The organism is Agrobacterium sp. 719_389 (genome assembly GCF_900188475.1).
Lineage (GTDB): Bacteria > Pseudomonadota > Alphaproteobacteria > Rhizobiales > Rhizobiaceae > Agrobacterium > Agrobacterium radiobacter.
In genome coordinates this window covers 1-20,748 of record NZ_FYEM01000001.1, presented here as the reverse complement: position 1 = coordinate 20,748, position 20,748 = coordinate 1, and the positions used below count along the sequence as shown (strand labels likewise).

Here is a 20,748-nt window from a genome sequence, read left to right as displayed (position 1 = left end):
AGACAGCACCTTCAGCGCAAAACGCGATGGGGTGACATATGCCGGCCAAAACAATCGACCATGCCTTTTCCGCCACTACGCTGACATCTGCCGCCACCGACCCGACCCACGCGGGTGCGCTATCCTTCATGCGGCGCAAATATACAAAGAACCTCAAGGGCGTATCGACTGCCATCTGGGGCATTCCCTTCGATGCAGCCACCTCCAACCGGCCGGGCGCGCGCTTCGGGCCGCAGGCGATCCGCCGGGCTTCGGCGATTTTCGACAACGACCCGCAATATCCCTTCGCGCGCGATCTCTTCGCCCATATGCCGACCATCGATTACGGCGACTGCCTGCTCGACTACGGCAACCACTGGAAAACGCCTGATACGATCGAAAAGGAAGCGCGCCGGATCATCTCCAAGACGGATTATCTGCTGACGCTCGGCGGCGATCATTTCATTACCTGGCCGCTTCTGAAGGCGCATGTCGCCAAACACGGGCCGTTGGCGCTGGTGCAGTTCGATGCGCATCAGGACACCTGGTTTGATGACGGCAAGCGCATCGACCACGGGTCCTTCGTGGCGCGCGCCGTGCGCGACGGGCTGATCGACCCCGACCGTTCAATCCAGATCGGCATCCGCACCCATGCGCCTGACGATTTCGGCATTCGCATTCTCCATGGTTACGAGGTGGAGGAAATGCGGGCAAGCGATATCGCCTCGCTGATCGTCAAGCACACGGCAGGCATGCCCGCCTATCTGACCTTCGATATCGATTGCCTCGATCCAGCCTTCGCACCGGGAACCGGCACGCCAGTCGCCGGCGGACCGACGAGTGCGAAAATTCTCTCGGTCCTGCGCGGGCTTGGCCAGCTGGATATTCGCGGTTCCGACGTCGTAGAAGTCGCGCCCGCTTACGACCATGCTGATATTACCGCCATTGCCGGAGCCACCGTTGCAATGTATATGCTTGGCCTGCGTGCCGAACGGCTGGCGAAGGCCGGCTGACAAGGAAAACGGCGCTTACCGAACTGATTCCGAATACTCTCGCAACCCTTTGAAAAGTCAGGACAAGGATATGACAGCGAAGATCTTCATCGATGGCGAACACGGCACCACGGGTCTGCAGATCCGCACGCGCCTTGCCGGTCGCCGCGATATAGAGCTGCTGTCCATACCCGAAGCCGAGCGCCGCAATGCGGCGATGCGCGAGGATATGCTCAACAACGCCGACATTTCGATCCTCTGCCTGCCCGACGACGCCTCGAAAGAAGCCGTGTCCATGGTGGCCGGCAACAACAATGTCCGCATCATCGATACCTCGACCGCCTATCGCGTCCATCAGGACTGGGCTTATGGCTTTGCCGAAATGGATAAGGAGCAGGGCGAAAAAGTTCGTTCCGCCCGCCTCGTCGCCAATCCGGGCTGCTACCCGACCGGCGCGATCGCCCTTCTGCGCCCGCTGCGCGCCGCAGGCCTCCTGCCCGACGGTTATCCGGTCAGCGTCAATGCGGTTTCCGGCTACACCGGCGGCGGCAAGCAGATGATCGCACAGATGGAAGACCAGAGCCGCGATGACTCAATCAGCGCCAATAACTTCCTTTATGGCCTGACGCTCAAGCACAAGCATGTGCCGGAGATGACCATTCACGGCCAGCTCGACCGTGCACCGCTGTTTTCGCCCTCCGTCGGTCGTTTCCCGCAGGGCATGATCGTGCAGGTACCGTTGTTTGCTGCTGACCTGAAGGAAGGCGCGACCATCGAAACGATCCATGCGGCGCTGAGCGCCCACTATGCGGGACAGGACATCGTCAGCGTGGTGCCGCTTGCCGAAAGCAAGGGCCTCGCGCGCATTGACGCCGAGGAACTGGCGGGCAAGGACACGATGAAGCTCTTCGTTTTCGGCACGCCGGGCGGCGAGCATATCAATCTCGTCGCGCTGCTCGACAATCTCGGCAAGGGCGCCTCCGGCGCTGCCGTCCAGAACATGGAACTGATGCTTTCCGCATGAGATTTGCATGAGCAATACCACGCCATCTTTTCCGGCCTCGTGGAATATCGAGGCCGCAAAACGCATCGCCGATACACCAGCCGGCATCGTTTACGAATTGACGCGCAAGGACGGTTCCCTTGCCATTGCCAAGGTTCTGAAGAAGAAAGTGCTGAAAGACAGCCTTCGCGGTGCGGATTTCATCGCATGGCGCGCAGGTGTCGGCTGCGTGGAACTGCTCGACCGCTCGGACGACATTCTGCTGATGGAACATGCCGGAACAGAGACCCTGCGCGACGTGCTGTTCCGCGACGGCAATGACGACGCCACGACGGAAATCGCCGCCGATGTCCTGCTTCGATATCATCAGCCATCGCAACAGACGCCGCCCTCAAGCCTGCTGACGCTGCCGCTCTATTTCGAAAGCCTGTTCCGCAAGGCCGAACAGGACCGCACTGACGGCGTGGAAAGCCCCTATATCGAGGCGGCCACCCTTGCGCAGGAACTGATCGGCAAGCAGCGGGATATCAAGCCGCTGCACGGCGATCTGCACCATGAGAACATCATGCGCAGTGAACGCGGCTGGATCATCATCGACCCCGCAGGTCTGATCGGCGACGCGGCATTCGACGTCGCCAACATGTTCTCCAATCCGCTCGACCGTTTCGACCTCACCCGCAGCGAGGCGCGCATCGCCTCCATGGCGGCGATTTTCGCGAAGACGCTGCAACGGGATGAACGGCTGTTGCTGCAATATGCCTTTGCCTATGGCTGTCTTTCGGCCACGTGGCACGAGGAGGACGATAATGCGGAAGAGCGCGACAACGAACTCGCCGTCGCGGCAACCATCAAGGCCGTCCTGAAACAGTTCTGAACAGGCTCAGAGTTTGCCAGGGAAAAGTGGAACCCGGTTTTCCCGAAAAGATAAACAAAACAAAAGAATCCAGAGTCTGTCAGGTTGAGAATGAACCTGACAGACTCTAGTCCCTGATTTCGACCGAAACCGGCGCCGGATATTCGCCGATGAACCCGCGCCAGTGGGCGACGGAAAAACCAAGTACGATCAGCGCCATGCCCTGATGGGCAAGCGCGACATGAATATCCACATGCATCAAGAGCGTGGTGATGCCGAGCGCCGCCTGAATGGAAACCAGCACGAAGAACAACACAGCGCGGCGGGCGTGTGGCGTATTCGGCAGCGCGCGCGCCATCGACACCATATGCCACAGCGTGGCGGCAAACAGCGTATAGGCGCCGAGGCGGTGGATGAACTGCACCGTCTTGGGGTTTTCGAAGAGGTTGATCCACCAGGGCTGCTGCAGGAAGAGATCGCCCGGCACCAGCGAGCCGTCCATCAGCGGCCAGGTATTATAGGAAAGGCCGGCATTCAGCCCCGCCACCAATGCGCCGAGATAGATCTGGAACAGACAGAGCACCGTCAGCAGTGCGGCAAAGCCCCTGCCCGTCTTTTCGTCGGCGGCGTCGGGCGAGTGGTGCGACAGGCCGCGCAATATCCACATGCAGCCCGCAAAGATGAGGCAGGCAATGGTCAGATGCGTGGCAAGCCGATATTGCGAGACATCCGTGCGGTTAACGAGGCCTGACGATACCATCCACCAGCCGATGAAACCCTGAAAGCCGCCAAGCGCCAGAAGGCCGACCAGCGGCAGCCGCAGGCGCTTTTCGACACGGCCGGTCAGCCAGAAGAAAGCGAGCGGCAGGGCGAAGATGAGGCCGATGGCGCGCGCAAGCAGGCGATGCGCCCATTCCCACCAGAAAATCGTCTTGAACTCGTCAAGCGACATGCCCTTGTTGATTTCCTGATATTGGGGAATGCGTTTGTAGAGCTGGAACTCTTCTTCCCATTCGGCAACGGAGAGCGGCGGGATGGCGCCGTGGATCGGCTTCCATTCGGTAATCGACAGGCCGGATTCAGTGAGTCGGGTCGCGCCGCCGACGAGGACCAGACAGACAAGCGTGAAAAGCACGACGCGCAGCCAGATACGCAGCAGGCGGCGGTCCTTTTCCTGTTTCTGCAGGGCAGCCTCCACCACTATTTCCGCAGAACCATTTGCCATCGTCATGCCGCTCGAACGCATCTTTCAGGTCTCCCTCATACAGTCATGTTGATTAGCCCCAACCGGCACCACAAAACAAGGCCTCAGGGTTTGCGGCATGCGGTCGCGGCGGTATAGTCGCGCCAGCTGTTCAATCACGGAAGATTTCATGCACCCTCGCCTCAGATCGCTCATCGGCACCATCGTCATCATCTGCCTCGTCGTCGTTTACGCCGTGGTGGCGACGGCCATTGCATCGGCGACCCTGGCGCAATCACCCTGGTGGGTGCATCTCGCTTATTTCGTATTTACCGGGGTTTTGTGGATTTTGCCGGCGATGCTGATCATCAAATGGATGGCCGGGCCTAAAAAGCAGGGCTGAGCGCCGGCCCTTATATAACACCCACAGGTCGCAATATTATAAACCGATTGTTTGCCGCTCAACGATATAGTCCGACCGAAACAACCGGAGAGAGTGAATGGCGGCTGAGGGGCCGGTCTTTATCAGCGACAAGCAAACGCCGACCGCCGTGCAAAACGAGCGGCGGAGTGCTGATCGTTTATTGATCGATCTCATCGATGACGCCGCGATCATCCGTTCCGACTGGGAGCAGCTGGAAAACGACCCGCTCAATTCGCTGCATCAGGGTTTTGGCTGGTGCTCCATCTGGGCGCAAACGCAGGACAGCGCGCTCCTGACACTTCGCGGCCGGCAGGGCGGCAAAACGATCTTCCTGCTGCCGCTCGAAATCGTGCTGGAAGGCGGCATTCGCAAGGCGCGTTTTCCAGGCGGCCGTTTCAACAATATCAATACGGGCCTTTTCTGCCCCTCTTTTGCCGAACAGGCCGGACAGGAAATCGCGGCAGCGATTGCCCGCGAGGCGCGGAAGCTGCTGCATGGCCGGGCCGATATTCTGGCTTTGCAGAACATACCGCTAACGTGGCGCGGCAGGACCAATCCTCTCTCGCATCTTGCTTCCGTCGAAAACCAGAATCCGGCCTTCCAGCTTCCCCTGCTCGAGAGCTTCGAGGCGACGCTTCGGCAGGTCAATGCCAAGAGGCGACGGAAGAAATTCCGCATCCAGAGCCGAAGGGCCGAGGAAATGGGCGGTTACAGCCATGTGATCGCGCGTTCGCCACAGGAAAGATGCGAATTGTTGCAGGCGTTTTTCCGCCAGAAGGCCGCCCGTTTCGCCTCGCAGGGCATTCCGGATGTCTTTCGCAATCAATCGGTGAAGGATTTCTTCTACGATCTCGCCAACTTTCCCGAGACGGGGACAGGCAGCCTGCTGGAACTGCATGCCATTCGCCTGCATGGGGAAAACGAGGGCGTCATTGCCGCGATAGCCGGCCTTTCGCGCAAGCAGGATCACATCATCTGCCAGTTCGGCTCAATCGATGAGTCCGTTTCGGAACTCAGCCCCGGCGAATTGCTGTTCTGGCTGATGATCGAAAGGGCGTGTCGCGAGAAGGCTTCGATCTTCGATTTCGGCGTCGGCGACCAGCTCTACAAGCGCAGCTGGTGCCCGCTTTTTACCGTGCAGCACGATATATTCCTGCCGGTGACATTGAAGGGTCGAGCAGCGGCCTCGATCTATGTCGCCATTGCCCGGACGAAAAGCCTGATCAAATCCAATCCAGCGCTTTATGCGCTGATTCAGCGTTTTCGCGCCGGACGGCCGAAGACGGACACCGCCGCCGACTGAGCGCAGATCACGCCGCGCTCAGATGGTCCGGCTTGCGCATGCCGGTCATCGGCAATGCCTGTTCATAGCCCTCGGCAACCAGTTCACCGAGTGTCTTTTCCAGAAGTTCGCTATCCTTGCCGGGCACAGAGACGATGATTTCCGCCGGCAGGTTGCGCAGCATTTTCCCCAGGCTCGAAATCTGCACCGCGCCGCATTCGACGAGAACCGTATCATAGGCGTCGGAGAGCGCGCCGAGGATCATCGTCAGGCGATCTATGGCGCGCATGGCCTCACGCGGCTGCGCATTACCGCGCGGCACGATATGGGCGTCGGACAGGCGGTCGCTGTGAATGGTTTCACCAAAGGCGGCCGCACCCGCCAGAAGGTCCATGACACCGGGAAGCCCGGCTTCCGGCGCCATCAGCCGCGTCGGACAGGCAGACGCCGTCATATCGACGAGAACGACCGAACGACCCATCTCGGACAAAGCGCGCGCCAGCATCACAGTCGTCGTCGAACCGCTATCACCGGCTGGAGACACAATGGCGGCAACCGGCTTGGCAAGACGGGTGGCAAGGAAACCTGCGACAGCATCAATCGAAAAATCGTCAGAAGTGTCAACATCCTCTTCCACTGCCTCTTCCTTCGCAGCGGCGACATCTTCCACCGGCGAGGCCGGGATGGCAGCGGCGGCTACGGCCGGCATGCGCTTTTGTTCCTCTTCGGCGGCGGGCTGGTATGCCGCAACCGGCAGGGCCCGCGCAGCAGACGGTATAGTCTCCTGATGCACGGCAACAGGCTGTTCCGGCACCTCCGTTGCCTTGTCCGGATCGGCTGGAGCACGCGAAGGGGAAGGTGGATCGGAGAGCGGCGGAACCTGGTTCCGGCCCATCGGTTTCAAAGCCCGGCCGGTGAAAAGCTCCACCAGCATGACCACGATGCAGGACAGCAGAAAGGCCGCCAGCGTGACGACGATGGTAATCGCGCCGGTCTTCGGGAAATAGGGTTCGCGCGGCTCCACCGCCGTCGAGATGACACGCGCATCGGCCGGCGTGGAATCCACCGAGCCGGCGCGCGACGTCGCTTCCCGGTAACGGGCAAGATAGGTTTCCAGAAGCTGCCTCTGCGCCGAAGCTTCCCGCTCCAGATCGTTTAGGCCCACCTGCTGTTCACCCGCACGCACGCTTTCCGATTTCAGCATGTTCAGTTGCTGGACCAGCTGCCGTTCCCGCAGACGCGAAACATTGGCCTCGTTTTCGAGACTTGCCAGTACCTTGCGGGTTTCTTCCTGAATCTGCCGCTGTATGCCGTCGAGCTGGTTGCGCAGCGCCCGAATGCGCGGATGGCCTTCCAGCATCGAAGACGAGAGATCGGAAATCTGGCTGCGGATCGTGGTTTCGTTTTCCTTCAGCCTCTGGATCGTCGGGGAACTGACGACATCGGGGAAAGTATCAAGCGGACGGCCGTTGGCAAGCGCGCTGCGCACGCCTTCCGCCCGCGCCTCCGCATTGGCGCGCTCCCCACGGATGCGGCCAAGTTCGGTTGAGATATCGCTGAGCTGGCGGGTGGCGAGGGTTTCGCCCTGCCCCGCCGAAAGAAGATCGGACGAGGCCCGATAATCCGCGACCTTCCTGTCGGCGTCGCGCACCTTTTCACGCAGATTGGCGATTTCCGGCTCCAGCCAGCGCGCCGCTTCCGTGCTTGTATCCAGTTTCGCGCCGCTCTGCAGGGCGATATAGGCCTTCATCATCTCATTGGGGATGGCGGCGGCAAGCTTGGGGTCCTGCGAGGAGAACTCGACCGTGATGACGCGTGAGCTTTCAACCTGATAGACCTGAAGCTTCTCCCGGAAGGCCTTCAGCACCCGCTCTTCGGGCAGCACCTGAAGCGGGTCTTTCTTGACGCCGACGGCGACCAGCAGCTGCGAAACAAGCGAAGGATGAGCCTCCGGATCGAATTCATCCAGCTCGTAGAGCTTCATGTCTTTGGCGACCTGCTTGATGAGGTCGACCGATTGCAGGATCTGCACCTGGCTGGAAACGGTCAATTCATCGAGCACGGGCTCGGCGGGCGCATTGGACTGCTGCGAAGCGCCGAAGGAGGCCGTGCGGGATTCGATGAGCACGCGCGCCTCGCCCTTGTAGGCGGGCGACATCATGCTTGATATCACGAAGGCGGAGCCTCCGGCCAGAAGCGTTATCGCCGCGATCCGTCCCTTGCGCTGCCATATGGCTGCGACAAGCTGCGCAAGATCGATATCCACATCCCTGTCGTCAATGCGATCGCCGTTCATGCAGGCTCCGTAACCGAGACAAACCTCGGGCGCTCAAATATAGATGGCCAATTTTCGCGAAGTTTAAGTCTTGCCGGTAACACAACAGTTAATCCCGGAGAATCCGACGAAATAAAGCTGATATTACCATCGCTCGCCGGGGTTGTTTACCGCACATTAACCCTAACAGAACGATAAGAATGATCAAAGATCGACTCGGAGCCAGATCAGATGCCGCTCGCCGGATCACGACATGTCACCGCACTGACGCTTGCCGTTCTGACGGCCCTTTCCGGCTGCGCGGCATATCAACCCGCGCCGAGGTCCTTCAATGAGACCGCCCTGCAACCCTATCATGTCGATAGCGGCGACAGGCTGCGCATCAACGTCTTCGAGCAGGCCGGGCTGACCAATACCTATACGGTCGATCAGGCCGGCTATGTCGCCTTCCCGCTGGTCGGCCAGGTTCCTGCCCGCGGCAAGACGCTGCCGCAGCTCGAAGCGGCCATCGCCGCCAAGCTGCGCCAGGGTTATCTGCGCGATCCCGACGTGACCATCGAAATCGACCGTTATCGCCCCGTCTTCATCATGGGCGAAGTCGGTCGTCCCGGCCAATATTCCTATGTGCCTGGTATGACGGTGCAAAACGCCATCGCCATTGCCGGCGGCTTCACCCCGCGCGCAAATCAGGCCGATGTCGACATCACCCGCAAGATCAATGCCGAGGTGATGACCGGCCGGATCGGGATTACCGCGCCCATTCTGGCGGGTGATACCGTCTATGTACGCGAACGCTTCTTCTGAAAACGGAGCGGCGAACGTGTCGGATGACGGCCCTCCCCTGCGCATCATTCACTGCTTCCGCTCCCCGGTGGGCGGCGTTTTCCGCCATGTACGTGACCTTATCGAGGAACATGTCAAACAGGGCCACAAGGTTGGCATCGTCTGCGACAGTTCCACCGGCGGTGCGCATGAGGAACGGCTTTTCGCACAGATCACCCCGATGCTGGAACTTGGCCTCACCCGCCTGCCCATCCGGCGGTCCATCAGCCCCGGCGACCTCATGGCGCTGTGGAAATCCTACAAGCACATCAAAAGTTTGCGGCCGGACATTCTGCACGGGCACAGCGCCAAGGGCGGCGCTCTTGCCCGGCTGATCGGCTCACTCCTGCGGGCGAACAGGTATCGCGTAGCCCGCCTCTATTCCCCGCATGGCGGCAGCCTGCATTATGCCAGAAACAGCCTGAAGGGGCAGCTCTTCCTGCGGCTGGAGCGGTTCCAGGAACATTTCACCGATGCGCTCTGTTTCGTCTGCAATTTCGAGCAGGCGACGTATGAAGCCAAGGTCGGCAAGCCCCGCACCCGCACCGCGATGATCTATAATGGCGTTCAGGACAGCGAGTTCGAAACCGTATCCGCCCGCGAGGATGCGGCCCGTTTCCTCTATATCGGCATGCTGCGTGATCTCAAGGGACCGGATGTCTTCATCAGGGCGTTCGCGAAAATGGAACGCAGCCTCGGCCAGCCCATGTCCGGCGTGATCGTCGGCGACGGACCGGACAGGGAAAAATATGCGGCGATGATCGACAAGGCCGGGCTTTCCCGGCGGATCTCCATGCATGCGGCCATGCCCGCCAGACAGGCCTTCGAACTGGCGACGACGGTGGTGGTGCCTTCGCGCGCCGAAGCCATGCCCTATATCGTGCTAGAAGCGCTTGCGGCGGGAAAGACGGTCATTGCCTCGCATGTCGGCGGTATTCCCGAAATCCTCGGAGAAGACAGCGAGGCGCTCGTCCCGGCCGGTGATGCCGATGCGCTGGCGCGGATCATGGTCAAGGATGCCGAGGACGCCGACTGGGCGCAGCGGGTCATGCCGCACCCCGACAGCTTCAAGGCGAAATTTTCAACCCCTGTTATGGCCGATGAGATGATGAAGCTCTATCGCGACCTGCTGACGAGCTAAAGTTATTTTAAAAACACGATTTTTAATTGTATATTCCAGCCGTCCTGTAGAAACTGATCATAAACGTTTCTTAGCATGTTTCGGCTAGTTTTCTGCTCGTAGAGCGCCGCCATCCATCCGGATGCACAAAGGGCGCACTACCACTTTGAGGTTGCGTATCGTTCCGGTTGAAAATCTGTGCGGTTTTCAGGTCGATGCGCTGGAGGGTGCGGACCAAAGCAATGACCAAGACTGACAAGGACAGACTGCAATTCGATCTGGCGTCATTGCGCAAGAAAATCTCCGAGCATCAAACCGGAGAATCCTCCGCATCCGAACCCGTCGTTCTCAATCCGCTTGCTCGGCAGATCGCCAACCAGCTTCGCGCCGGCAATCATTCGCCCAATATGGTGATCGGGCAATTGCGGCTTCTCGAATTCACGATGCTCGTGGTCATCGCCGCCATCGTCAACGGCATCGCAGCCGATCGCGGTCTCGAAACGTTTCTGGCGGTTTTCGGCAGTGGCGTGCTGGGGGCGGCGCTCTGCGTCTTTCTTCTGCAGGCGGGTGATTGTTATCAGCTTCCGACATTGCGCACGCCGCTGAAGATGTTCGCCCGCATCCAGGGCGCCGTCTGTCTCTCCTTCGTGGGAATCGCCTGTTTCCTTCTCCTCTTCTTTCCCGATGCGCTGCACTCCTGGCAGGCTTTCGGCATCTGGTATGCAACGGGTGCGATCGCGATCTTCGCCGGTCGACTGATCCTCGGCTTTGCCATTCGCCACTGGGGCCGCAACGGCGTCATGGAGCGCCGTGCGGTCATCGTCGGCGGCGGCGATACCGCCAAGGACCTTATCCGCTCGCTGGAGCAGCAATCCGATAACGATATCCGCATCTGCGGTATCTTCGACGACCGGAAAAGCGCCCGCTCTCCCGAAGTTGTCGCCGGTTATCCAAAGCTTGGCACCTTTGCGGAACTGGTGGAGTTTGCCCGCCTGACGAAGCTGGACATGCTGATCATCGCCCTGCCGCTCAGTGCCGAGGCCCGCATTCTCCAGCTTCTGCACAAGCTCTGGATCCTGCCGGTCGATATCCGCATCGCAGCGCATGCCAATAAATTGCGTTTCCGCCCCCGCGCCTATTCCCACGTGGGCAAGGTGCCGATGCTGGATGTGTTCGACAAGCCTATCCGCGACTGGGACTCGGTGGCGAAACGGGTGTTCGACATCACTTTCAGCCTCATCGGCATCGCCCTTTTGTGGCCGGTGATGCTGGGGGCGGGAATTGCCGTGAAAGCTACCTCGAAAGGCCCTGTTCTCTTCAAGCAGAAGCGCCACGGCTTCAACAACGAAACGATCAACGTCTGGAAGTTCCGTTCCATGTATACGGAACTCAGCGACCCCACCGCGAAAAAGGCGGTCACGAAGAACGACCCCCGTGTCACACCGGTCGGCCGCTTCCTGCGCAAATCCTCGATGGACGAGCTGCCGCAACTCTTCAACGTTCTCTATGGCGATCTTTCGCTCGTCGGGCCGCGTCCGCACGCCGTTCATGCCCAGACGGGCGATCTGAAATATACCGAGGTGGTGGAGCATTATTTCGCGCGCCACAAGGTGAAGCCCGGCGTTACCGGCTGGGCGCAGATCAACGGTTGGCGCGGCGAGATCGACCACGGCGACAAGATCAAGTTCCGCACCGAATATGATCTCTATTACATCGAGAACTGGTCGCTGTTCCTCGATCTGAAGATCCTGTTCCTCACGCCGATACGGCTGCTCAAATCGGAAAACGCCTATTGACCCACACCGGTTACCAGCACGCGGCGAATTTTGACGCACCGTTGGCCACCATGCGGCTCATCGGATCGTTCTTCATCGCCTTCGGCGTGTTCCTTTCCGGCTTCGTCATCTCCGAACCGGCGCCTTATGAATTGATGATGGTGGGACAGGTGGCCCTGTGGTTCCTGCTTGGCCTTCGCCTTTCGCGCACCGTCGTTTTGCTTCTGTGCCTGCTGCTTGCCTTTAATGTCGGCGGTTATCTTTCGCTCACCACCATGGCCGATCTGGATGAGGGGCCGCTCTATCTCGCCGTCTCGACCTTCCTGGCGCTAACCTCGGTTTTTTATGCGGCGATCGTGGAGGACAAATACCAGCGGCTGCTTTTGATTTTCCGGGCCTGGCTTACGGCAGCACTGATCACAGCGCTGCTCGGCATCATCGGATATTTCCACGCCATCCCGGGTTTTGAGGTCTTCACCCTCTACGATCGTGCAAAAGGCGCCTTTCAGGACCCGAACGTCTTCGGTCCCTTTCTGGTGACACCCTCGCTTTACCTGATCTACGGCCTTCTCACCGGCAAGGCGATGCATGCGCCCTGGCGGATCGTCGGGCTGCTCATCCTGTCGCTTGGCGTGTTCCTGTCGTTCTCGCGCGCGGCCTGGGGCCTGTTTCTGTTCGCCACCATTCTCCTCGTCTTCGTCATGTTGCTGAAGGAACGGACGGCTGCGTTTCGTCTGAAAATCCTCGTGCTGTTTCTCGTCGCCGCCGGGCTGATGGTTGCGGCGGTCATCATCGCGCTGCAGTTCAAGCAGGTGGCGGATCTGTTCTCCAGCCGCGCTTCGGCGGTGCAATCTTATGATGGCGGCCATCTCGGGCGTTTTGCACGCCACTATCTCGGCTTCCTGCTCGCCATGGAACACCCGCTCGGCATCGGCCCCATGGTGTTCGACAATATCTTCCCCGCCGCCGAACATAATATCTGGCTGAAGAGCCTGACCACGCATGGCTGGTTCGGTTTCGTCATCTATCTGGTCCTGATCTGCTGGACCATTGCCGCAGGTTTCAGGCATCTGCTGCGGCCACGCCCGTGGCAGCCGTTCCTGATCATTTCCTGGGTGACCTTCGTCGGACACGTAATGATCGGCGCCGTCATTGATACCGACCACTGGCGGCATTTCTTCCTGCTGCTGGGCATATTGTGGGGATGCATGGCGCTTGAAAAGCGCGAAAGCCTGCGCCGCCGCGCGCGGGCCGCCTAAAATGCTTACCCTTACGGAACCTTACGCCATTTCATGCGTTTAGCCCCCGATTCTGATTGTCAAACGGGGAGACATCTTATGACGCAGACCAATAATCTCTATCTCATCATCGGCGCACTCCTGGTGGTCCTTGTTGGCCTTGGGGCTTATGTCTGGCACGAGGAAAGCAAGCCGAAGGGGATCGAGATGAATATCGGCCCGAACGGCGTTTCCGTTCAGGAGAATTGATCCGCAAGCGTCGCGCAAAGTCCGGCCATTAAGACCGGGTGCATCCTAGGCCGAACACGGCCGGGATGTACCCGGTCTTCTTATGAGAGAGGACGAAAGGCGGGATCGATGCCCGCTGCGCCGGTTCGATACGAATGATCCGTATCGCCCGATCAAGGAAACAGCTAGCGCAATGGTCTCCTCCATCGACCTGTCCACCCGCCTCACCGCCACCAGGCTCGCCCTCAAGGCCATCAAGGAGCAGGAAGACAATTCCCCCGCCACATCCTCCTCGACGCGGGCGGCTCTCCTCGATTCCTACGGGCTCGACACCTCATCTTCTTCCACCAATACGCGCCTCACCCAGCTTCTGGCGCAATATTCCCAGACCTCGAGCGAAGACACGCAGACCGACGATACCGATACGCAGCTTTCTTCCGGCGATATTAGCAAGGCCGATTTCATGAAGGAGCTGAAGGAGATGCTGGAAGAACTAACCAGGGACCCGGACAAGGCTTCGCAGGCCAAGGCCATGCTGGAGGCTTTGACAACAGGCACGCTGACGGTCTCCGATCCCGCCGAGGGCGCCCAAATCAAGGCGTGGGACGTGGCCTCCGATACAAAAACCACCTCCAAGCCGACGACGGAGATCACCACGACGGGATGGAGCGACTTTCTGAAAGACCATCTCAAACGCGACGGCTCGGCTTATGCCAGAAGCGAGACCGGCGCCTATGTCGACACTGTTTCCGGCGACAACGCGTTTTTCGGCAGCGTCGGCAGCCGTTATTATTATCTCACCTGGCCACAGGCGAAAAACGGCACCCTGACCGTATAAAGCCAGATTTCCCGAGGACTGAACGGATCGCTGCGACATGGAACATGCCGCAGCGTCGCTTTTTCGTCTGCTCAGACGGCAGGCGCGGTGGCCGGTTCGGCTCCGCCAGAGAGCGCCTTTTGCAGTTGCGCTTCCTGCGCCGGCGACAGCGAGGTCTTGATGACCCGCCCGCGCAGGCCTTCGAATTCTGCCAGCACCTTTTCCGGCTGCACCTTGCGGATCAGCACGAACAGCGCCGAAGAACCATTGGGAATGGTCTCGCCGAGTGATTTGATGAAATCATCGTCGATACCGAAATCCGTCAGCGAACCCGCAAGGGCGCCCGTGCCGGCGCCAATCGCGCCGCCGATGGCAAATCCCGCCAGCGGATTGAGGAACAGCAGGCCGACAAGGCCGCCCCAGAGACCGCCGGACAGGAAACCGGAGCTTGCGCCGATTGCCGTCAGATTGACGCTCTGCTTCAGATGCACCTTGCCGTCTTCATCGCGAACGACGACCACGGCATCTTCCAGATCAACCAGATATTCCTTTTTCAGGCCTGCAAGCTTCAGAAGCACCCTGTCGGCCACTTCCGTTCCGTCAAAACCAACAACGACGAGTTCGGACATAGTTCGTCTCCCTGAGTTTCAATTCCGCTGCGGTTGAACGCCGAAGAACGCAGCTTGTTCCGGTTATGATGGAAAGAGGATGTGTCACGCGTTTGACGGCCGCTCACGCCGGGGAAGCACCACCCTGCCCCGGCCCCTTCCCGCCGTCCACACCCTTTGTTCCTTTTTTTATGAAAAGACCATTTTCCGCTTGCACCCTAACAGGCTTATATATAAACGGCTTTCAGGTTCGGAGCGTAGCGCAGCCCGGTAGCGCACTTGACTGGGGGTCAAGGGGTCGTGGGTTCGAATCCCGCCGCTCCGACCATCTTTTCCAAGACTTGAGGCATCCCCCACCCTCAAGCAGTTTACACAAAAAGAGCCGTTTTACAGTTGGTGTTCACCGACGGTTCTTTTCGTACGCGATTTTCGCTTCAAGCTCTCCCCTCAAAATGATTCTTCAGGCACTCGCTTGATTCCTCCCCAAACGAGAACATAATTAGACGCTTGGCACGGCGGTATGTGCTTTTCGGAAAATTAGGACGATTTGAACTCTTGAACCGGAGAATGCGCAAGTGCGCGCAAAACCAAGAGAACCGTAAGCCTATGGTCATTGCCACGCACCTGAATGCGGGCTGCCATCGAGGACAAAACGTTGTCCCTCATGACAATCCCTAAACTTCTACAGACGATTGAAACTCGCCTTTAGATCGTGCGCTGTTAATAGCGGCTCAATCAAGAAAGGGACGCGATGACAACCGTAGAATACACAGCTAATTGACTCAGCAATTTCTCGATTTACACAATTTTCACATTCTCGGCAGCACTGCTCACTGTCTTCTGGACTGGAGAAACGAAGGGTAAAGAAGCTCGGAAACCAGCTATTGTTGTGATGGCTGTTTCTGCGGCTCTTTCCTTCGCTTTGTTCGCCGCAGGCTGGGCGATGATTAAATACCAGTGACCTACAGCAATAAAATCCTGCCCATCACCTCCCATAAAATCACGTCACTTGACTGCGACTTACTACCAAGAGGCTGACGATGAGACCGGAATACCTAATCGAAAACGTGCCCGTCAGATTATCTGGCGTGCTTTCTGCGTTGCTTTTGGAACACGGCGGTAGACACAGTCGGCACCCACAGACTAGGAACGCTGGAGAGGCCGCGTTTAATGCACGTTGTTCCTTCCAGACGAAGGACGACCTTTTATTGTTTGCTTTGAAATGGCCGCCTCTTAGGCCGCTATCCGAGCCTTGAGGAAGAAGTGAGTTGAGATGGCAAAAAAACCGAAAATAGAACACTCAGAATTCTCGGGCGAGTTTGAAGACGAGGGTATCACCGTCCTTGTTGATATCTACCGGCCGGCTGGCACTCAGCAGGATTGGACGCTCGAGGTTATCAGCGAGCATGACGATGTCACCACCTGGGACGAACCTTTCGCTACCGACAAAGACGCCTGGGAAGAATTCCTGGCCACTTGTGAGAAGGATGGGATTCGCAGCTTCCTGGATGGCGAGGATCCGTCGGTTCATTAACGTTTGATTCCACCGCACTAAACCGAAGGAGTTGTGGGCCGGAATCCCATGCTCCGACCGTTCTCTCCTTGATCCGCCATTTTTGATTGAGAGCGTCCTCCGGTTAAATTTCCGAGAATACAGGCTTAAGTGTAAAGTCGCTCGCCATCGAAGGACGGCGCGCATTGCCTTGTTGACTCTCCGCTAAAATTAGAACATTTAGTGAACAAACGAGAGGTCATCCACTATGCCCGACGCTGAAAAAATCACCCCTACACGGCCCGACGACATAGCGGGATATGTCATCCAGTGTCATGACGGCGATGCGAAGGCGGCTGTCGAAGCGCTTCTCGGCGAAATCGAACATTTGCAGGAACAGCTTTCCCTTGCGGTCGCCATCATGGGAAATGGATATACGCGCGGGTGGAAACCCGACGCGAGGCGGGATTAGAATCGTCTCCGCCATCGTCTTTGGGCGCAATGACACACACCGGCAAGCCCGATGATCGATTGAGCCCTGGACAAAAATCCCCCGCCATCTCGGCTGCCGGGGTGGAGGGATAAGTTTAAGGCTGCGTGGTAGCCCGCTGGGTGGGCGATAGCCGGCTGGGTATCCCGACAAAGGGCGGTGCCGGCGTCTGTTGCCTACACCGGCTGCCCAAGGCCATGTTCAATATTCGTTGGAGGCGATCGCGAAATCGTCGGCGATCGGCATCTTTTCCGCGTTTTCCCACGTCCGGTCCATGGCGTAGGTTTGCGACAGATAGGGAATGCCGATATGGCCGAAGCGGAAGGAAAGCTGGCTTTCCGCCTGTTCCTCATCAAGCCGTGCGACGCGACTGAGATAGAGAGCGGTGGCAAGACCTGTCCTGTCCGCACCGGCCTTGCAATGAATGAGAATGGGTTTCGGCGCATCGCGCATGATCGCGACCAGCTCGTTGACCCTGTTCATGTCAAGCTCCTGGCTGGCCGACATGCCGAAATCGATGTGATTCAATCCGAGCTCGCGGGAGGTCTCGACCTCATCCCGGTACCAGGCCTTGGCCTCATTCGCACCGCGCAGATTGATGACCGTCCTGATACCATGGTCCTTGGTATAGCGGACGAGCTGCTCATTGCTCGGCTGGTTGGAGCGATAAAGCTGCCCCGCGACCACCTCGTGAAAATTGCCGAGGAGCTGAATGGCGTAGAGATAACCGCCTGTGGCAAGCACAGCAATACCCATGCCCCCAAAGGAGCACTTCCAGAATCTTCGCATAATAAAACGGTTCCCTCATTCGACGAGAGAACCGATACAGGTGGATTCTGACAGTAAGCTGAAAGTTCTGCGACAGTATTGTAAGAGTAGAAAATTTGCGCTTGATCAACGCACGAAAACGTAGACCGCATAGACCGCAATGAGTGCGGCCGCCGCCGCCGCGGTGATGGCGCCAAGACGTTTCTCGATGAAATGGCGTACCGGTTCACCGTATTTCTGCAGCAACCCGGCCAGGATGAAAAAGCGCGCACCGCGCGTGACGACAGCCGAAAGAATGAAGAGGCCGAGGCTGATATTGGCAGCACCGGAGAGAATTGTGACGACCTTGATCGGCGGCAGATGCGCGAGCCCCGATGTCACCAGCAGGAGAACGATTGTCTCGTAATCCACCGAGTTCTTCAGATGCTCGAAGCTGTCGAGCTTGCCGTAAAATTCGAGAATGGGCCGGGCAAGGCTCTCAAAGGCATAATGACCGAGGAACCAGCCGGCGATGCCGCCGAGAACCGAGGCGACGGTTGCAACGAGTGCATAAAACATCGCCTTTTTCGGCTTGGCCAGCACCATGGGCAGGAAAAGCACATCCGCAGGCACGACGAAGACGGAGCTTTCCACGAAAGCCACGATCGCCAGCCACCATACAGCGGTTTTGCGCGCAGCGAGCGCCATCGTCCAGGCATAGATGTTTTTCAGCATTTCATGTCCCCGGGAAGAGTGTTGCAGAGTGAAGACGGGCAGGAGCCAAGGCAGGTCAGCGGTGGTTCATGTGGTTTGCCGATGGCCCAGACAGACCGGACCCCGAATGAGAATTAGAGACAACGCAAGAGAATGGCAAATGTTGGAAAATTTATTTTTGCATCGCAAAAAATCATAATAACGAGCGTTTCCGGCCCATACCGAGAGCCGGTTGCTGCGATGCGAAATTTCACCCTGCGGTAGATGAGCTCGCCTTTTTGCTGTAGAATGAAGGCGGACGGAAGAGGAGGAAGTTATCATGGAATATGTAAGCTTCGTTACATCGATCAATCCGGTCATACTTGTCATTCTGCTGGTGGTTCTTCTTGCAGGGGCTTACAGCAACTGGGTTTCGCACTGAGCGAACGGACCCACTCGATCAAATGTGAAAGGCTCCGTTTCTATCGGTGATAGGCATTGGGCCGGATGAATGTTATCAAGCCCGGAGTTAAAACAACTCCCGGGAAGCCGTATGACGAACGAATTCGCATTCACTGATACGTCTGAAAAGCTCAGCACGACGCTTGAGAAGCTGATAGGAAAGCTGCAGGGCCAGACGATCACGTTGCGCGAGTTGATGGAAGCAATCGGCGAACAGGGCCTGTTGCTCATCTGCGCGATCGCCTCTCTACCCTTTCTCATTCCGGTTTCCATTCCCGGCGTCAGCACGGTCTTTGGCGCAGCGATCATCCTTGTCAGTCTGGCAATCACCCTCAATCGCCTGCCATGGTTGCCGGCAAAAATTCTTGACCGGCAGATGGAAACGGCAAAGCTTGTTCCCGCCCTTCAAAAAGGCGTCGCCATTGTCTCCAAGCTCGATGGTTTCATCCGCCCGCGCATTCCCGCGCTGACGACGGGCATCATCGCCAACCGGATAAACGGGCTTGCGCTGATGACGGCGGGCGTATTGCTGATGATGCCGCTCGGCTTCATTCCCTTCTCCAACACCCTTCCGGGTGTCGCGATCCTGCTTTTTTCGGCCGGGATGATTCAGCGGGATGGCGTCACCGTGCTCGGCGGCTATCTTTTCCTGGGCCTGACAACGATTTATTTCGCAGCGCTCGCCTATGCGGCCTTCTGGGCCGGCCAGGGCATCAGCAGCTCCATTGGCGCTTAAGACCTATCGCCGGCCGCCATTGCGGCTGTCGCGGCGGTTCTGCCGCGACGCCCACCAGACCGCCAGCCGTCGCCGCTGGCGGCGAACCACGGGCAGATCGTGGGAAAGCACGATAAGACCAAGCGGAATCATCCAGAAGCCAAGGACGGGCAGGAAACCCAGCGTTCCGCCCACGATCAGAGCCGAGCCCGTCGCGATCCTGCCGACGCGCGAACGCGGCATGGCAAGGCTCCATTTTCCGACATGGAGACGATGCGTTCTGTGGTCGATACCGAATTTCATTCCATCCTGCCCTTTTTCATCTGGCCTGTGGATAATTTTTTCACCGCCGATAAGCCCGGAAAATCGGGGCTCTGGACGGATAAAACAAGAGGAATGCGTTTTTTTTGAAAAAACCGCTTGGCAAATCGGAAAAGCATTTGTATTACCCCGCTCACACCGCGCCAAGCGGTGCACGTTCCCTGGTAGCTCAGCGGTAGAGCATTCGACTGTTAATCGACAGGTCGCCGGTTCGAATCCGGCCCGGGGAGCCATTTTTCTTCTGACAGCGCCTAGAAGCCTTGCCTTGCAAGGAAAGCAGCTTCGTTAGAGGTACCTCATGCGGTACACCGATTGGTACCCTGAGAATGAGATTAGAAGTGCAATACGTTCAGAAACGTGGAAAATCTGGCTGGCGTTATCGCCGCAAAGTTCCTGCTCATCTCCGTGAAATTCTAAACAAGACTGAGATTGTCATACCGCTTGGCTCGTCTGAAACAGAGGCGATCAAAAATTATTACCGTGCTCACGCAGAAGCAGAACGCCAACTAGCCGCCGCCCTAAAGAGACCCACTGGGAAGCAAGCTGAAAGTGCCGTGTTACGCGCCGAGGAACCGACTCCTTTCGAACTAGCGCAGTCTGCCTCAATAAAGATTCGTTCATTCAAGCTTGATCGGAATTGGGCAGGTGAAGGAGACCCGGACGGAAATGGCTCGGAAGAGTTGGCGCGCTCTGTCATAGCCGAATCCATCATGAGCAAATACACGGTGGATGACGAGGGATACCCGATTGGAGTGTCTGCCCAAGACGCAGCATTGGCACGGAGCCTGTTAGTCGGCGCGCGTTTGCCTAGACCTAACCCCACCCTCAAAGATGCGGAACGGCTTTATCTTTCGGAAAAGATTTCAGGTCGCCCCAACGAGAAGAAAAAAGAGCTTGAGACTAAGCGCGCCCTCGCCTTTATCACTGACACATTAGAGCGCGACCCTGAGCTTATTGCATTGTCCTGAATAGCCCCGAGTTTCGTAGACACCCTCGGGTTAGATTTTCTGCTGCTTCTCGAACTCGACGGGCGACAGCATCCCGTTCCTGACGTGTTTGCGTTTCGGGTTGTAGAACATTTCGATGTAGTCGAACACGTCCTGGCGTGCTTCATCGCGTGAACGGTAGACTTTGCGCCGTATCCGCTCTCGCTTCAGAAGATTGAAGAAGCTCTCGGCCACCGCATTGTCATGGCAGTTGCCGCGTCGGCTCATCGAGTGAACCAGATT

The 20,748-nt window shown here is 58.1% G+C and carries 22 protein-coding genes and 2 tRNA genes; 17 read left to right on the top strand and 7 right to left on the bottom strand.

Annotated elements, in window-relative coordinates:
* Positions 1-38 precede the first annotated feature (38 nt).
* The 3 genes from speB (at position 39) to CFB10_RS00110 (ending at position 2,848) form a co-directional block, all read left to right on the top strand.
* Positions 39-992: an agmatinase gene (speB, locus tag CFB10_RS00120; protein ID WP_020012307.1), complete on the top strand. Its 954-nt coding sequence runs from the start codon at positions 39-41 to the stop codon at positions 990-992.
* 70 nt (positions 993-1,062) lie between these two features.
* Positions 1,063-1,995, top strand: coding sequence for an N-acetyl-gamma-glutamyl-phosphate reductase (gene argC / locus CFB10_RS00115; protein WP_003502330.1), 933 nt, complete (start codon positions 1,063-1,065; stop codon positions 1,993-1,995).
* A gap of 7 nt (positions 1,996-2,002) precedes the next feature.
* Positions 2,003-2,848 carry an aminoglycoside phosphotransferase family protein gene (locus CFB10_RS00110; protein ID WP_020012305.1) on the top strand — a complete coding sequence of 282 codons (846 nt, stop codon included), beginning with the start codon at positions 2,003-2,005 and terminating at the stop codon, positions 2,846-2,848.
* A 106-nt stretch (positions 2,849-2,954) separates the two neighbouring features.
* Here CFB10_RS00110 and CFB10_RS00105 read toward each other — a convergent pair whose 3' ends face one another.
* Positions 2,955-4,058: a COX15/CtaA family protein gene (locus tag CFB10_RS00105; RefSeq protein ID WP_026364061.1), complete on the bottom strand. Its 1,104-nt coding sequence runs from the start codon at positions 4,056-4,058 to the stop codon at positions 2,955-2,957.
* Between the two features lie 142 nt (positions 4,059-4,200).
* Between CFB10_RS00105 and CFB10_RS00100 the strand changes: the two genes are divergently transcribed.
* Both CFB10_RS00100 and uppA read left to right on the top strand, forming a co-directional pair.
* A complete protein-coding gene (locus CFB10_RS00100; RefSeq protein WP_020012303.1) occupies positions 4,201-4,413 on the top strand; it encodes a DUF2842 domain-containing protein in 213 nt (70 codons plus the stop codon).
* Between the two features lie 97 nt (positions 4,414-4,510).
* Positions 4,511-5,737 carry a polysaccharide biosynthesis GNAT family N-acetyltransferase UppA gene (gene uppA, locus CFB10_RS00095; protein ID WP_020012302.1) on the top strand — a complete coding sequence of 409 codons (1,227 nt, stop codon included), beginning with the start codon at positions 4,511-4,513 and terminating at the stop codon, positions 5,735-5,737.
* A 7-nt stretch (positions 5,738-5,744) separates the two neighbouring features.
* On the opposite strand, the gene uppB is transcribed toward uppA, so the two are convergent.
* Positions 5,745-8,012: a polysaccharide biosynthesis protein UppB gene (gene uppB, locus CFB10_RS00090; RefSeq protein ID WP_020012301.1), complete on the bottom strand. Its 2,268-nt coding sequence runs from the start codon at positions 8,010-8,012 to the stop codon at positions 5,745-5,747.
* 210 nt (positions 8,013-8,222) lie between these two features.
* On the opposite strand from uppB, the gene uppC reads away from it, so the two are divergent.
* From uppC to CFB10_RS00060, 6 genes are all read left to right on the top strand, one after another.
* A complete protein-coding gene (gene uppC / locus CFB10_RS00085; protein WP_020012300.1) occupies positions 8,223-8,795 on the top strand; it encodes a polysaccharide export protein UppC in 573 nt (190 codons plus the stop codon).
* A 16-nt stretch (positions 8,796-8,811) separates the two neighbouring features.
* Positions 8,812-9,954 carry a polysaccharide biosynthesis type 4 glycosyltransferase UppD gene (uppD, locus tag CFB10_RS00080; protein WP_026364060.1) on the top strand — a complete coding sequence of 381 codons (1,143 nt, stop codon included), beginning with the start codon at positions 8,812-8,814 and terminating at the stop codon, positions 9,952-9,954.
* Positions 9,955-10,175: 221 nt separating this feature from the next.
* Positions 10,176-11,729 carry a polysaccharide biosynthesis glycosyltransferase UppE gene (gene uppE / locus CFB10_RS00075; RefSeq protein ID WP_020012298.1) on the top strand — a complete coding sequence of 518 codons (1,554 nt, stop codon included), beginning with the start codon at positions 10,176-10,178 and terminating at the stop codon, positions 11,727-11,729.
* Positions 11,726-12,967 carry a polysaccharide biosynthesis O-antigen ligase family protein UppF gene (gene uppF / locus CFB10_RS00070; protein ID WP_026364059.1) on the top strand — a complete coding sequence of 414 codons (1,242 nt, stop codon included), beginning with the start codon at positions 11,726-11,728 and terminating at the stop codon, positions 12,965-12,967. Before uppE ends, uppF begins: the two co-directional genes overlap by 4 nt.
* A gap of 130 nt (positions 12,968-13,097) precedes the next feature.
* Positions 13,098-13,157: a hypothetical protein gene (locus CFB10_RS24280; protein ID WP_153315055.1), complete on the top strand. Its 60-nt coding sequence runs from the start codon at positions 13,098-13,100 to the stop codon at positions 13,155-13,157.
* A gap of 210 nt (positions 13,158-13,367) precedes the next feature.
* Positions 13,368-14,012: a hypothetical protein gene (locus CFB10_RS00060; RefSeq protein WP_020012296.1), complete on the top strand. Its 645-nt coding sequence runs from the start codon at positions 13,368-13,370 to the stop codon at positions 14,010-14,012.
* Positions 14,013-14,083: 71 nt separating this feature from the next.
* On the opposite strand, the gene CFB10_RS00055 is transcribed toward CFB10_RS00060, so the two are convergent.
* A complete protein-coding gene (locus CFB10_RS00055; protein ID WP_020012295.1) occupies positions 14,084-14,620 on the bottom strand; it encodes a DUF1269 domain-containing protein in 537 nt (178 codons plus the stop codon).
* Positions 14,621-14,850: 230 nt separating this feature from the next.
* Here CFB10_RS00055 and CFB10_RS00050 point away from each other — a divergent pair.
* From CFB10_RS00050 to CFB10_RS00040, 3 genes are all read left to right on the top strand, one after another.
* Positions 14,851-14,927: transfer RNA gene (locus CFB10_RS00050), tRNA-Pro, on the top strand.
* A gap of 945 nt (positions 14,928-15,872) precedes the next feature.
* Positions 15,873-16,133 (top strand): hypothetical protein, encoded by a 261-nt coding sequence (locus CFB10_RS00045; RefSeq protein WP_020012294.1) that lies wholly within the window; start codon positions 15,873-15,875, stop codon positions 16,131-16,133.
* 226 nt (positions 16,134-16,359) lie between these two features.
* Positions 16,360-16,563 carry a hypothetical protein gene (locus tag CFB10_RS00040; protein ID WP_020012293.1) on the top strand — a complete coding sequence of 68 codons (204 nt, stop codon included), beginning with the start codon at positions 16,360-16,362 and terminating at the stop codon, positions 16,561-16,563.
* 219 nt (positions 16,564-16,782) lie between these two features.
* Here CFB10_RS00040 and CFB10_RS00035 read toward each other — a convergent pair whose 3' ends face one another.
* Together CFB10_RS00035 and CFB10_RS00030 are read right to left on the bottom strand one after the other, a co-directional pair.
* A complete protein-coding gene (locus CFB10_RS00035) occupies positions 16,783-17,337 on the bottom strand; it encodes a dual specificity protein phosphatase family protein (protein WP_020012292.1) in 555 nt (184 codons plus the stop codon).
* Positions 17,338-17,475: 138 nt separating this feature from the next.
* Positions 17,476-18,063, bottom strand: a complete 588-nt coding sequence (locus tag CFB10_RS00030) for a YqaA family protein (RefSeq protein ID WP_003502297.1) — start codon at positions 18,061-18,063, stop codon at positions 17,476-17,478.
* A gap of 511 nt (positions 18,064-18,574) precedes the next feature.
* Between CFB10_RS00030 and CFB10_RS00025 the strand changes: the two genes are divergently transcribed.
* Positions 18,575-19,219 (top strand): exopolysaccharide biosynthesis protein, encoded by a 645-nt coding sequence (locus CFB10_RS00025; protein ID WP_020012290.1) that lies wholly within the window; start codon positions 18,575-18,577, stop codon positions 19,217-19,219.
* A 3-nt stretch (positions 19,220-19,222) separates the two neighbouring features.
* On the opposite strand, the gene CFB10_RS00020 is transcribed toward CFB10_RS00025, so the two are convergent.
* The gene (locus tag CFB10_RS00020) at positions 19,223-19,501 is read right to left on the bottom strand and encodes a hypothetical protein (RefSeq protein ID WP_026364058.1); all 279 of its coding nucleotides are present in this window, start codon (positions 19,499-19,501) and stop codon (positions 19,223-19,225) included.
* Positions 19,502-19,677: 176 nt separating this feature from the next.
* On the opposite strand from CFB10_RS00020, the gene CFB10_RS00015 reads away from it, so the two are divergent.
* Both CFB10_RS00015 and CFB10_RS00010 read left to right on the top strand, forming a co-directional pair.
* Positions 19,678-19,752 (top strand) — tRNA-Asn (locus CFB10_RS00015).
* Positions 19,753-19,857: 105 nt separating this feature from the next.
* Positions 19,858-20,487 (top strand): DUF6538 domain-containing protein, encoded by a 630-nt coding sequence (locus CFB10_RS00010; protein ID WP_026364057.1) that lies wholly within the window; start codon positions 19,858-19,860, stop codon positions 20,485-20,487.
* Positions 20,488-20,517: 30 nt separating this feature from the next.
* Here the strand turns inward: CFB10_RS00010 and CFB10_RS00005 are convergent.
* A partial coding sequence (locus CFB10_RS00005) for an IS3 family transposase (RefSeq protein WP_141097691.1) occupies positions 20,518-20,748 on the bottom strand: 231 nt, incomplete at its 5' end.

Bases quoted from the DNA above. Each gene is read 5' to 3' on its own strand.
- speB (WP_020012307.1), top strand. From the start codon at position 39: ATGCCGGCCAAAACAATCGACCATGCCTTTTCCGCCACTACGCTGACA.
- argC (WP_003502330.1), top strand. From the start codon at position 1,063: ATGACAGCGAAGATCTTCATCGATGGCGAACACGGCACCACGGGTCTG.
- CFB10_RS00110 (WP_020012305.1), top strand. From the start codon at position 2,003: ATGAGCAATACCACGCCATCTTTTCCGGCCTCGTGGAATATCGAGGCC.
- CFB10_RS00105 (WP_026364061.1), bottom strand. From the start codon at position 4,058: ATGACGATGGCAAATGGTTCTGCGGAAATAGTGGTGGAGGCTGCCCTG.
- CFB10_RS00100 (WP_020012303.1), top strand. From the start codon at position 4,201: ATGCACCCTCGCCTCAGATCGCTCATCGGCACCATCGTCATCATCTGC.
- uppA (WP_020012302.1), top strand. From the start codon at position 4,511: ATGGCGGCTGAGGGGCCGGTCTTTATCAGCGACAAGCAAACGCCGACC.
- uppB (WP_020012301.1), bottom strand. From the start codon at position 8,012: ATGAACGGCGATCGCATTGACGACAGGGATGTGGATATCGATCTTGCG.
- uppC (WP_020012300.1), top strand. From the start codon at position 8,223: ATGCCGCTCGCCGGATCACGACATGTCACCGCACTGACGCTTGCCGTT.
- uppE (WP_020012298.1), top strand. From the start codon at position 10,176: ATGACCAAGACTGACAAGGACAGACTGCAATTCGATCTGGCGTCATTG.
- CFB10_RS00060 (WP_020012296.1), top strand. From the start codon at position 13,368: ATGGTCTCCTCCATCGACCTGTCCACCCGCCTCACCGCCACCAGGCTC.
- CFB10_RS00055 (WP_020012295.1), bottom strand. From the start codon at position 14,620: ATGTCCGAACTCGTCGTTGTTGGTTTTGACGGAACGGAAGTGGCCGAC.
- CFB10_RS00045 (WP_020012294.1), top strand. From the start codon at position 15,873: ATGGCAAAAAAACCGAAAATAGAACACTCAGAATTCTCGGGCGAGTTT.
- CFB10_RS00040 (WP_020012293.1), top strand. From the start codon at position 16,360: ATGCCCGACGCTGAAAAAATCACCCCTACACGGCCCGACGACATAGCG.
- CFB10_RS00035 (WP_020012292.1), bottom strand. From the start codon at position 17,337: ATGGGTATTGCTGTGCTTGCCACAGGCGGTTATCTCTACGCCATTCAG.
- CFB10_RS00030 (WP_003502297.1), bottom strand. From the start codon at position 18,063: ATGCTGAAAAACATCTATGCCTGGACGATGGCGCTCGCTGCGCGCAAA.
- CFB10_RS00025 (WP_020012290.1), top strand. From the start codon at position 18,575: ATGACGAACGAATTCGCATTCACTGATACGTCTGAAAAGCTCAGCACG.
- CFB10_RS00020 (WP_026364058.1), bottom strand. From the start codon at position 19,501: ATGAAATTCGGTATCGACCACAGAACGCATCGTCTCCATGTCGGAAAA.